This is a genomic window from Fimbriimonadaceae bacterium (assembly GCA_019638775.1).
Taxonomy (GTDB): Bacteria; Armatimonadota; Fimbriimonadia; order Fimbriimonadales; family Fimbriimonadaceae; genus JAHBTD01.
In genome coordinates this window covers 662,524-673,860 of record JAHBTD010000001.1, presented here as the reverse complement: position 1 = coordinate 673,860, position 11,337 = coordinate 662,524, and the positions used below count along the sequence as shown (strand labels likewise).

At 55.8% G+C, this 11,337-nt stretch carries 11 protein-coding genes; 7 read left to right on the top strand and 4 right to left on the bottom strand.

From position 1 onward, the window contains the following. Entirely contained in the window at positions 1–1,086 is a 1,086-nt protein-coding gene (gene pheA / locus KF784_03120) for a prephenate dehydratase (protein ID MBX3118029.1), read from the bottom strand. Between the two features lie 187 nt (positions 1,087–1,273). Here pheA and cdaA point away from each other — a divergent pair, with 187 nt between their 5' ends. The 6 genes from cdaA (at position 1,274) to KF784_03090 (ending at position 7,905) form a co-directional block, all read left to right on the top strand. Next, on the top strand, positions 1,274–2,137 hold the full coding sequence (gene cdaA / locus KF784_03115; protein MBX3118028.1) for a diadenylate cyclase CdaA: 864 nt from the start codon (positions 1,274–1,276) through the stop codon (positions 2,135–2,137). Further along, complete coding sequence (locus KF784_03110) at positions 2,112–3,032, top strand: hypothetical protein (GenBank protein MBX3118027.1); 921 nt, start codon at positions 2,112–2,114, stop codon at positions 3,030–3,032. Before cdaA ends, KF784_03110 begins: the two co-directional genes overlap by 26 nt. 14 nt (positions 3,033–3,046) lie before the next feature. Beyond that, entirely contained in the window at positions 3,047–3,817 is a 771-nt protein-coding gene (locus tag KF784_03105) for a GNAT family N-acetyltransferase (GenBank protein MBX3118026.1), read from the top strand. Between the two features lie 85 nt (positions 3,818–3,902). Continuing rightward, a complete protein-coding gene (metK, locus tag KF784_03100; protein MBX3118025.1) occupies positions 3,903–5,027 on the top strand; it encodes a methionine adenosyltransferase in 1,125 nt (374 codons plus the stop codon). Positions 5,028–5,074: 47 nt separating this feature from the next. After that, positions 5,075–6,406, top strand: a complete 1,332-nt coding sequence (locus KF784_03095) for a hypothetical protein (GenBank protein ID MBX3118024.1) — start codon at positions 5,075–5,077, stop codon at positions 6,404–6,406. 119 nt (positions 6,407–6,525) lie between these two features. Further along, on the top strand, positions 6,526–7,905 hold the full coding sequence (locus tag KF784_03090; GenBank protein MBX3118023.1) for a hypothetical protein: 1,380 nt from the start codon (positions 6,526–6,528) through the stop codon (positions 7,903–7,905). Between the two features lie 22 nt (positions 7,906–7,927). Here the strand turns inward: KF784_03090 and KF784_03085 are convergent, their stop codons facing one another. The 3 genes from KF784_03085 to pdxS all read right to left on the bottom strand — a co-directional run bounded on the left by KF784_03085 (position 7,928) and on the right by pdxS (position 10,052). Then, positions 7,928–8,440 (bottom strand): hypothetical protein, encoded by a 513-nt coding sequence (locus KF784_03085; protein MBX3118022.1) that lies wholly within the window; start codon positions 8,438–8,440, stop codon positions 7,928–7,930. Between the two features lie 13 nt (positions 8,441–8,453). Next, positions 8,454–8,969, bottom strand: a complete 516-nt coding sequence (locus tag KF784_03080) for a hypothetical protein (GenBank protein MBX3118021.1) — start codon at positions 8,967–8,969, stop codon at positions 8,454–8,456. A 174-nt stretch (positions 8,970–9,143) separates the two neighbouring features. Beyond that, on the bottom strand, positions 9,144–10,052 hold the full coding sequence (gene pdxS, locus KF784_03075; GenBank protein ID MBX3118020.1) for a pyridoxal 5'-phosphate synthase lyase subunit PdxS: 909 nt from the start codon (positions 10,050–10,052) through the stop codon (positions 9,144–9,146). Positions 10,053–10,317: 265 nt separating this feature from the next. On the opposite strand from pdxS, the gene KF784_03070 reads away from it, so the two are divergent. After that, the gene (locus tag KF784_03070; protein ID MBX3118019.1) at positions 10,318–10,935 is read left to right on the top strand and encodes a hypothetical protein; all 618 of its coding nucleotides are present in this window, start codon (positions 10,318–10,320) and stop codon (positions 10,933–10,935) included. Positions 10,936–11,337 lie beyond the last annotated feature (402 nt).

Below are 11,337 nucleotides of genomic sequence, written 5' to 3'. Positions count from 1 at the left end.
CTATTCGGCGGCGGGATAGCTGCCGAGTACGGTTGTCTCAAGCGTGATTCCTGCCTTTAGCGCTTCAATCACTTTTTGTAGTCCGGGGTCTTGTTGGTGGCCTTCGCAGTCGATGAAGAACATGTATTCGAAGGAGGCCCTTTGTGCGGGGCGTGATTCGATCATCTGTAGGTTCACTTCGTGGGCGACGAATACGCCGAGGGCGCGGTAAAGCTCGCCGGGCTTGTTGCGAAGGTTGAACATCATTGACGTTTTGTCTCGGCCTGTCTTTGCCGGTTCGTTGAAGCCGATGATGAGAAAGCGAGTTCGGTTTTGCGGGTTGTCCTCGATGTGCTCGACGAGGATGGGCAAACCGTACATCTCTGCGGCTACGTGGTTTCCGATGGCGGCTCCTTCGGGGTCCTTTTGGGCCTTGATGACTGCGGTGGCGGTTGGGACAACTTCAAGAACTTCCACTCCTGGGAGATTCGTACGGAGCCAGCTGCGGCACTGCCCCGATGGCTGCGGGCCCGAGTACACCCGCTTCACCTCTTTGAGGGTTGGTGCGACGCTGAGGAGGTGGTGGTGAACAGGTGTGAACATCTCGGCGCAGATACGGACGTTGGTTTGGGGGAACATGTCGAGCGTTTCGGGCACGACACCGGCGACAGAGTTCTCGACGGGGACGACACCGTAGTTTGCCTGTCCGTGTTCGACAGCCATGAACACGTCGTGGATGGATTCGACGGGATGGTAGTTTGAACTGACGCCGAAGGCCTGCATCGCCGCGACGTGGGAGAAGGTTCCTTCTGGCCCCCAGTAGGCGATGCCGAGCGGCTTCTCGGCGGCACGGGCGGCGCTGATGATCTCGCGGAAGATTCCAACGAGTTGGGGATGGGTCAGCGGGCCAGGATTGATGCGCTTTAGCTCTTCGTAGATTTGGCGTTCACGTTCGGGATTGAAGAAGGGCTGCGAGTCACGTCCTTTGACGAGTCCAATCTCGATGGCGCATTCGGCACGGCGACTTAGAAGGCGAACGAGATCGGCGTCGATGACGTCTATCTCGGTACGGATTTGTTGGATCGATCTTTGCAATGGGTCTGACATGGCCTTTTCATCGTTTCTCAGAAGCGTTCGGAAACGCAGGGAAAGACGCCATCGTCCCCACAATTGAGAGCGCTTTGATTTTATTCTAAAAAGCCGAAGGCCTTTCGGACACACTGAACCTGTCAGAGCGTTAAAATAGGCAGAGGCACCAACTCGAGGCACTTTTTTGCAAGATATTTTCCGTCCGTTGACGTCATTGAGGGAATTTTCGACCGAAACGCTGGTGAGCGTTATCGATATCCTCGTCGTCGCGATGCTCGTTTATAAGATCCTTTCGATGATTCGGGGAACGCGAGCGTGGCGGGTTGTAATGGGGATCGTCGGTTTCTTGTTGCTGCTGTTTGTGAGCAAAGCGCTGGGCCTCAACTCTCTGCACTGGATCTTGGAAAAGGCGACGTTGATGGCGCCGGTGGCTTTGGCGATTCTGCTTTTGCCCGAGCTTCGGCAGGCTTTGGAGGGGATGGGCAAGTTTGGACTGTTCTCTCAGCGGATTGAGCGGATTGTCGGGTTTGAGGGTGTGGATTCTCCCTTGCGAGCGCAGACCATCGAGGAGTTGGTTGCGGCGTGTGCCGAGCTTGCCGACTCACGTACGGGGGCATTGATCGTCATCGAGCGTGGAGCAGAGCTTGACGACATCATCGCCAACGGAGTCAAGCTGGGCTCGTCGATTTCGGCGGCGTTGCTGGGTTCGATCTTTTATGGCGCGAACCCCTTGCATGACGGTGCGGTGGTCATACGTGGCGACCGGATCGTTGCGGCAGCTTGTCGTCTGCCCCTTAGCGACCGAAAGCTCAGTCCGAATCTTCACATGCGGCACCGCGCGGCGGTGGGGGCATCGGACCACCACGACTGTATCGTCATCGTTGTGAGTGAAGAGCGGGGAACGATCAGCCTTGTTCGTGAAGGACAGCTTTCGACGGTGAGTGTGCAGGAGCTTCGGGATCGTCTAAACCACTTGCTTCGAGACGACGAAGAGAAATCGACATCGCGCAAAGAACGCCATCAGAGGCGTAAGGAGAAGACCCGTGATCAAAGTGTCACTGTCCCATAACTTCGGTCTTAAGGTCGTTTCCCTCATCGCTGGCGTGGTGGTGTTCCTGTTTGTCAACAGCCTTGACGTACCCAAGGATACGAATACTCGTCAGGTGCCGCTCGTGGTTACAGGCTTGCCACCTGACCTGGAGGTCGTGAGCAAGCCGGATACGATCAACGTGACGATCAGAGCCCCGTTTGAGGTGATGGAGCGGTTGAACTTGAACAACCTCAAGCTTCGCGCTTATGTTGACCTGGAGAGCGCCGAACCGGGCGACAAGGAGTACAACGTCGGCCTCATTCGCCCCACAGAGATTAAGGACTTGGACTGGCAGTGGGATCGCACTGCGCCGGTGGTGATTGAGCGGATTATTGAACAGCCCCGTGCGGTCAGTGTGATTTGGCCGGACGGTTACGACACGAATGGAGCAAAGGCTCACGCCGAGATGGTGACCATTCGCGGTCCGTCAAGCGAGATTCAAAAGATTGCAGGGATTCGGGTGATTCTCAAGCCGAACGATGTTATCGCGGGTGGTTCGTTTACGCTCCCTGTGGAGATTGTGGACGCGACGGGCAAGGTGCTTCCAAGGGTGGAGGCAAGGCCGCACAACATTACGGTGACGGTTTCGGCGGGGCAAGGGCTTCCGAAACGGGACATTTTGATCTCTCCTAACTTTACGGGGCAGCCCAAGTTTGGCTACACGGTGCAGTCGATCACGATTGAGCCTGCGTCCGTGGTGGTTCAGGGGGATCGGAAGGACATCATCGACATTTCGACGATCTCGACCGATCCGATCCGGCTTGATGGTCTTTCCAAAACCACCGAGATTCGCACAAAATTGGTGCTGCCGGATGGCATACGTCTCTCCGTCGAAAACAACGTCATGGTGCGCATTCGGATCGGGCGTTCGTAAAGCTACTTAGAACAATGAGATCGATTCGAACCATACGAAAAGACGAAGCGGAATCTTTCCTGAAACTGCTCTGCCTCGTGTTTGAGTTGGACTATTCGCGGGCGCAGGCCGTTTTCTTTAAGGAACCACTTTTCGATCTCAACCGCAAATGGGCGCTATTTGAGGGTGGGAAGATGCGGTCCATTTTGACCACGGTCCCGCTTGAGTTTGGGTGGGGCAAGGCGATTGGGATTGCGGGAGTGGCTACCGATGTCAATCTGCGCGGCAAGGGGTATGCACTTGATCTGCTCAAACATGTCGTGAAGACCTCCAACGACCGGGGAGAAACGGCGGCTTACCTTTTTGCGAAGCAGGCCAATCTCTATGAGCGAGCCGGGTTTCAGGTGATCGACCGGGTTATCAAGGCTCCCTTGGCGGGGATGGGCGAGAACGAAGACTTGATCTGCACTTACGACGATGTAGGGATTTATTACAATCGTTGGGCGCAGGGACATCCGGCAAGATTGAGGCGGCCTGAGAAGCGGTGGGAGTATTGGCGGTGGAACTTCCGATTGTGCGCGGAAGCGGGACAGGGATATGTTTGCCAAGAGGGCAATGTGGTGCGTGAAGCGGTGGATGCTGGCGCGCCGGAATCGTGGCCGATCTCGGCGGGTTCGCACTGGTATGGTCTGCGCTCGATGGCGGACCATCTGGGCATCGACCGGAGCCAAGAGGAGGAGGACCTTTTGTTTATGGGTTGGCGCTCTCCACAGACTCCTCAGATGTTCTTGACGGACCAGTTTTGAGGCCTTCGCGATTGAAGCGGCTTTGAACTAGGGCCGAACTGCTCTGGCGGAGTGCGACTGAGCGGGTACCCTTTGTGCCTGAACTATGAAGATTTTTACTTCTGAGAGCGTCAGCGCGGGGCACCCAGACAAGCTGGCAGACCAGATTTCGGACGCTCTTCTTGACGCTTTCCTTGAGCAGGACAAAAACTCTCGCGTTGCGGTTGAAACGCTTCTGACCCGAGGCGTTGCAGTCGTTGCGGGCGAGGTGCGGACTGAGGGCTATGTCGACGTCACCAAGGTCGTGCGGGACACGATTACGAGCGCCGGCTACACGCACACCGATTTTGGTTTTGACGGCAACACCTGTGGCGTTTTGGTTGCGATTCAAGAGCAATCGAGCGACATTGCGATGGGTGTGGACACGGGCGGAGCCGGTGACCAGGGGATGATGTTTGGGATGGCGACGAGGGAGACGCCCGAACTGATGCCACTGCCGATCTCTATCGCTCACGCGCTTACCCGGCGGTCGGTTGAGGTGAGGACCATCCTCGACAGCAAGGTGCTCCGACCGGATGCGAAGAGTCAGGTGTCGGTAGAGTACAACGAGGACGGCAGCCCCAACCGAATCAACACGATCGTCTTCTCGCAGCAGCACTCGCCGGACGTCTGTCAGGACCAGGTGCAGGACATCGTTCACAACGAGATCGTCCGCCCGGTTTTGGACAATTATAAGGATTACGTCAAGGGCGATATCATTTACCACATCAACCCGACGGGGCAGTTCATCATTGGCGGACCTCAGGGCGACACGGGTGTGACGGGCAGAAAGATCATCGTGGACACGTATGGTGGCATGTGCGCCCATGGCGGCGGCGCATTCAGCGGCAAGGACCCGACGAAGGTGGACAGGTCGGCGACCTATATGGCACGGTTCCTTGCAAAGCAGATCGTTGCGGCGGGGCTTGCGGACCGGTGCGTTGTGCAGTTGGCTTATGCCATCGGGGTTCCCCAGCCGGTTGCGATCAACGTGGATACTTTTGGTACGGAGACTATTTCGGAGAGCGAGATTGCCGAGCGCATTCGTGCGAACTATGATCTCTCGCCGAAGGGGATTGTCGACGAGCTTGATCTGCGCAACACGAAGTACTTGCCTACCGCGAAGAACGGGCACTTCGGGCACGCCGACTTTCCTTGGGAGTCGACGAAGACAGCCGACCGCTTGAAGTAGTTGAAACGAGCTAGGCTAAGCTGCCGTAAGGATGGCGAGGCTGGCGCATGACGACGAAGACTAAGATTTGGCTCGTAGCCGGTGCATCCATTTTGGGTGTGACCGGCTATGTTGCTTATCAGATCATCCCATTGGGGCTTTGGGGTGAGTTTCACAACAAGGCAGACGTCGCCGTGAAGGTGGCAAGGATGCACGAATTGCCGCTCACACAGGATGAGCTTATGGCTTCTCTGACGGTGCCTTCGGGAGAGAATGCAGCCGCAGACTTTCTCCTTGCGGAGGCTGAGGCGACGAAGATATGGTCCCCCGAAATGGAACGGGTGTATCTCTTAGTCAAGGGTACGCCTGAGGAGCGCGTGCGGACAAAGCAGATTCTCCAGGGGCTTGAGCCTGCTTTTGAGCATTTGCGTGAAGGGGCGAAGAAGAAAGGGCTGGTTTGGGAGCAAGACTGGGATGCCAAAAATGCTCTTTCAGGTTGGCCTGGCCGCACGACGCAAAGGGTCGCAGGGATGCTGGCGTATTCCACTATCTTGTCGGCCGAGGCTGGGCGATTCGATCAGGCCATAGCAGACCTGAAGTGTGTGCAGGCAGTTGCCAACCTGCTGGCGCAAGATGGCTCTGCACAAGCTTTCAGCTCTGCACAGGGCTTGCACCAGTCTGTATGGAGAAGGAGCGGTGATCTGTTGGCTTTCATACGCAATGATGCCGCCCTCATGGCTAGGGTTGAGCAGGATCTGCTTTCGGAAGAGCCTAAGTATGACCTTCATCGATTTATGCAGACGGAATGCTATCTGGGCATCGTTGAAGCAAGAAATGGGCACCTTTGGCTAAGTCGAGATATGGAGCGCGCTGAAGGGAAAGCTGCCAAGTCGATCTTGTATTCCGATTTACAACGACACGGCATTCCGAAGTCAAAGTCTGGTCAGGCCGCCTTTGCCACTACCATTTATTTTTGGGCAGACATCGCTGAACGCTTCAAGGAAGTTGAGCCGGACTTGCCGACTTTCTATGAAGCCGTACAGAAGCAGTCGGGAGAGTATCGCAACAAGAGCGGTTTGTATTCTGGATTGGGAACCGTGAGGTTGCAGATTTTCGACAGATCAGCTACGTATGCGATTCAGAGTCAGGCGACAAGACTATGCCACCTTGCGCTTTATCGCGTGATGCAGAGCAAGAAGGAAACTGGGAAGCTTCCCAAAACTTTGAGTGAGGTCAATGCAGAGTTTGTTGACCCGTTCGCCAAGAAACCGCTCCGATATATACAAAAGGATGGAGCGGTCATGGTGTACAGTGTCGGGTCAGACTTGGTGGATCATGGCGGGGTTATATCTACGCCTAACAGCCGAGTCGAAGATATCGTTGCCTATTGTCCGCTGTGACAGCGGCGAACTTTGACGATTACTTGCAGTAGTCACACAGATAGCCTCGCGGATGCGTTCGCGGGGCTTTTTTGTTGTGCTGTTTCCTTTGGCGAAGTAAGCCGGTGTATGCTCGCAGAATGACAAAGGCGCGGATCGGGTGCTTGGTTGCGGGAGTGGCTCTTTTCGGGATTGGGGCGTGGGGTGTTTACTCTGCGGCGAAGGGGCTTATCGTTGGCGAAGGGTCCGATGTGAACGAGGCTATCGCCGATGCTCGGAAGGTGGGCTTGCCCCTTACACAAGAGGAGCTTGTATCGACCTTAAAGATTCGCGAGGCCGACAATGCGGTACCGCTGTTTAGAAGCGCGGCGGTGGCTCTTGAGAAAGTTACACCGCCAATGACGAGCACAGATTTTCGCAAGAATACGCGAGGGAATGCGCAAGAGAAGGCGGCAGCGAAGGCTTACATTAAGCGAGCGGCGTCCGCGCTCGATCTGCTTAGAAAAGCCTCTGAGAGAACGGGCCTTGATTGGGGGCGCGATTGGGATCAGGGGGTCATGCTCGAGTTTCCTGAATACCGCTCCATCAAAGACCTCCTTTGGATGCTCAGTGTGAGCGCTCAGTATTCGGCCGAGCAGGGGGATTTTGGTAAAGCTGTCGACGACCTTGTGGCCTGCCGGAAGGTGTCGATGCTTTTGGCGAGTGACCACACAATGATTGGTGTTCTTGTGGGGATTGCACTCGATGCGATCACGCTCAGCGGGGTGAACAAAGTCATCAACCTTTCTGCCCGCAACCCTGCGATTCTCTCACGGATTGAGAAGGAGGTTCTCGGGAAGAAGCTTGCTTTCCAGTTTGAAGAGGTGTTCCGCAACGAATGCTATATGACCGTCGCGATTGTGAGAAATCTTGACCTCTATGGTGGATTTAAGGCGCTGACGGACACTGAGAAGAACCCCGGCAATAACTGGCGATCTCCACAAGTGCCGGTTGACAAACTTCGGCGGGATGGTTTGCCGCCGGGCCTCATTGACCGGGTGCATTTATCACGTGTGTTGGAGTATTGGGCCAAAGCGATGGCGATTCTACGAGCGAACCCCGACGATCTCGTCAAAGTTTTCAAGGACATAGACGCGCTTACCAAGAAGTTCGAGGCCGAGAAGAGCACGAGCGCCAAAGTGGCGATGTTTCTTATTCCCGACACGAGTCGGTTTGGGTTTGCGACTACGCGGGCAGAGGCGAATCGCCTCAGCCATCTCGGTCTTTGCAAAGTTGTCGCCTACAAGGCGGCGCACGGACGCTTCCCTCAGACGCTCAAGGAGGCGGGGGTTACTTTTAAAGATCCGTTTGGCGGAGGGGAGATGCGGTACAAGGTGCGCGGAGCGGAGGTTCTGGTTTACAGTGTAGGCGAGGACCTTGCCGATGATAACGGCGCACCGGACAGCGGAGCCGAGGACGGGACTGGCATGCGCAAGGGCGATGTGGCGGCGTTCTACCCGCCTCGGCCGCCGAAACAATGACGATGTGTTCACTCGGGCAGTGTTAGTCGTCGTATAGATCAATAACGCCTTGCGCGTAGATCATGTAGCCGCCAATGACGATCTGCAGGACCGTAAAGACCAAGTTGAGGATGATCCACCAGGTCCAGACGGCGAAGAGAGCGGGATTGATGAACGTGAGGATGCCAAGGACAATGTTGATCCAAGCGATGGTCTTGACGGCTCTTTGAGCGACTTTTACCTTTACTAGGAGCAGGAAGCCTACGACCAGGGTCGCGGCTGCCAATCCAACAAAAAGGAACATCCCAGCAAACATCTTTGTACTCCCGATATTTGGGAAACCCATGATGTTGAGGGTGTAGCGGATACCGTCGAGCATCCAAAAGGCAGCCCCCAGCATGTGAATAGCCATCACCTTTTTGGGGACGCCAAGCTTGCTTCGGGCATGTGGATTTGTGGTTGCGGCTTTGTTGCTGATGACGACCTTTGCGCCGCAGAACTGGCAGACTTCCGACCAGTCAGGAATCGACTTTTGACATTGGGGGCAGGCAGCCATAAAACTCCTTGACTTAGTAGCTTGCCCGATCCGTCTCGCCAATAAGCCAGATCATCAGTGCGCTCGTTATGACCTGGAGTGCATTCAGGATGAGGATGATTGATCCGTACATGCCGTTCACTGCCATAAGCATAAGACCTGCCCAGCCTCCCAGAAGCCCGGAGAGAATATTTAGGAAGCAAACGAAGTTTACGATTCCTCGAATGAACTCAAGTCTAATGATGAGGCCTAGCCCACAGATCACGCTGATGCCGCCAGCAATGATGCCGAACGGATCGACGGCCTCTACCTTTTCTGACCCAAACTGGATGACATGGAAGGAAGTAAGGATGTCGAACGTGCCTTCAACAAGCCAATAAATACAGACGGTGTAGTAAAGCGCCCATATCCACTTGGGTATCGCGCCAAGGTTCGTGCGACGTTCCTTTTCAACCTTAGGCCGGGGAACGTTGGTTAAGGGCGACCCGCAGAACTGGCATGATTGAGCCCAATCGGGAAGCGAGTTCTTGCACTGCGGACACGTGATCATCGAATCGCATTATAAACGCTTTTTGGCATAAGTGTAGTGCAAATATTTAGCAGGTTGTTTTGCCCGACTGTTGTAACAATTGTGGGGCTTAAGCAGGAGGTAGCTTTGACAGCCTTCGTGGCAAAGGGCTACTTAAGACGCAGCCCTGCTTGCCTTTGAGAATGCTCTAGCCGCTTACCAGCCGCGACCGGCGATCAGCTCTTTCTCGTCAAGCGAGCTGATGTTGATGCCGACCATCGGTTCGCCGAGGTTTCGGCTAATTTCGGCGAGCTTTTTGGCGTCCTTGTAGAACAGCACTGACTCGACGATGGCGCGGGCTCGGCGAGCGGGGTCTCCGGACTTGAAGATGCCGCTGCCGACAAAGACTGTTTCTGCTCCGAGCTTCATCATGAGCGCGGCGTCGGCGGGGGTGGCGAGGCCACCGGCGGAGAAGTTGGGGACGGGGAGTTTGCCGGTTTCGTGGACGTGCTGGACAAGTTCAAGCGGGGCTTGAAGCTCTTTTGCCAGCAGATAAAGCTCGTCTTCGCGGGCGTTTTGGACTTTGCGAATCTCCGACATGATCGTGCGCATGTGGCGAACGGCTTCAACGACGTCGCCGGTGCCGGCTTCGCCTTTGGTGCGGATCATCGCCGCGCCTTCGCCGCAGCGGCGGAGGGCCTCTCCGAGGTTTCTTGCTCCGCAAACGAAGGGGACGGTGAATGCGTGCTTGTCGACGTGGTGCTCCTCGTCGGCGGGGGTGAGGACTTCGGATTCGTCGACGAAATCGACCTCAAGGGCTTGGAGGATTTCGGCTTCGACGAAGTGTCCGATCCGGCATTTGGCCATGACTGGGATGGAGACGCATCCTTTGATTTCGAGGATCATCTCGGGGTCGCTCATGCGGGCCACACCGCCGTCACGGCGGATATCGGCAGGGACTCTTTCGAGCGCCATGACCGCGACAGCCCCGGCATCTTCGGCGATCTTTGCCTGATCGGCGTTGGTGACGTCCATGATAACGCCGCCTTTTAGCATCTCGGCAAGCCCGACCTTTTCTCTCCAGGTCTTCGCTTTCGGGGTCAACTGGCCATTCGCATTCGACATGATTGATTGAATTATACAGCCGTTTTGAACCTGGCATTCGGGCTCTGTGGGACCTGGCAAGCGGCGCTTGAAACATCGAAAGATTGTTTGAGGGAGGGGTGGCAGAGCCTTAGATTCGGAGCAGGGCGTGAATAGGATTGAAACAAAAGATGGGGGGTGGGCTTAGCGTTGGACTTGCAGTTGAGGGGCGGGAGCAATAAAAATTACTTGTGACTGTCCCAAAAATAGAAACATTTCTCTGAGATATCGCGTAAAGTAAGTCGTTATGAAATCGGTCTCCTGCTTTATCGCCGGTGTTGTTTTGACCCTTGCCACCACGAGCTATTTTGGCCAGGATGCGCCTGCCCAGGCTGCTCCGCCGGACAACGAAGAGCTGGCGACAATGTACAAAGAGGATCAGGCGGACCGATCACCCAAGGACGGCAAGTTGGATTGGGATGTGGTGGCAACTCGGGACAAAGCTCGGCTTGCTCGTGTGAGGGAGATGTACAAAGAGGGTGTGTTTGTGACGGGGAACGACTTCTATCATGCGGCGATGATTTTGCAGCACGCTCCACGCCAGAACGACTATCTGCTGGCGCACGAGCTTTGCGTGTTGGCGATCAGCAAGGGGAACAAGAAGGCGATTTGGCTTGCGGCGGCTTCGGAGGATCGCTACCTTGATCATGGGAAGCTGCCGCAAAGGTTTGCGACGCAGTACACGAGCGCCGATGGCAGCAAGTTTACGCTTGCCACGGTCGATGAGGAGGTTGCTGACTGGCATCGGAAGATGATGAATTGCCCGACTCTGGCTGAGGCGAAGAAGCGGGAGGATGAGATTAATAAGATGTACGGTGGTGGGGATGATAAGAAGGGTTCCACCGGCGGTGGTGGTGGGCAGTAGGGGGAGTGGTCGGCGATCAACTATCAGCGATCAGCTATCGGCTATCGGCCATCTTCTCCGACTTCGTCGGAGCTGACCCTGGTTCCCGGTTCGCAGGGAGAGGGCAACCGGATTTGTTTCTCGCAAAGGCGCAAAGGTGGACTGGCGATCAGCAATCAGCTATCGGCGATCTTCTCCGACTTCGTCGGAGCTGACCCTCTCCCCCTGCCCCCTCTCCCTCGCTTCGCAGGGCGAGGAGGTTCTGGGACCTCCCCACCCTAACCCTCCCCTCCATTTCGACTTCGTCAAGATGGAGGGGAGGGAATACATTTCTCCACCTCTGCCACCCTCACCAATCCTTCCATTTCGACTTCGTCAAGATGGAGGGGAGGGAATGCTTTCTCCGCCCTGCCACTCTCCCGT

Coding starts and splice junctions, on each gene's coding strand:
- pheA (MBX3118029.1), bottom strand. CDS start 1,086: ATGTCAGACCCATTGCAAAGATCGATCCAACAAATCCGTACCGAGATA.
- KF784_03105 (MBX3118026.1), top strand. CDS start 3,047: ATGAGATCGATTCGAACCATACGAAAAGACGAAGCGGAATCTTTCCTG.
- metK (MBX3118025.1), top strand. CDS start 3,903: ATGAAGATTTTTACTTCTGAGAGCGTCAGCGCGGGGCACCCAGACAAG.
- KF784_03095 (MBX3118024.1), top strand. CDS start 5,075: ATGACGACGAAGACTAAGATTTGGCTCGTAGCCGGTGCATCCATTTTG.
- KF784_03090 (MBX3118023.1), top strand. CDS start 6,526: ATGACAAAGGCGCGGATCGGGTGCTTGGTTGCGGGAGTGGCTCTTTTC.
- KF784_03085 (MBX3118022.1), bottom strand. CDS start 8,440: ATGGCTGCCTGCCCCCAATGTCAAAAGTCGATTCCTGACTGGTCGGAA.
- KF784_03080 (MBX3118021.1), bottom strand. CDS start 8,969: ATGATCACGTGTCCGCAGTGCAAGAACTCGCTTCCCGATTGGGCTCAA.
- pdxS (MBX3118020.1), bottom strand. CDS start 10,052: ATGTCGAATGCGAATGGCCAGTTGACCCCGAAAGCGAAGACCTGGAGA.
- KF784_03070 (MBX3118019.1), top strand. CDS start 10,318: ATGAAATCGGTCTCCTGCTTTATCGCCGGTGTTGTTTTGACCCTTGCC.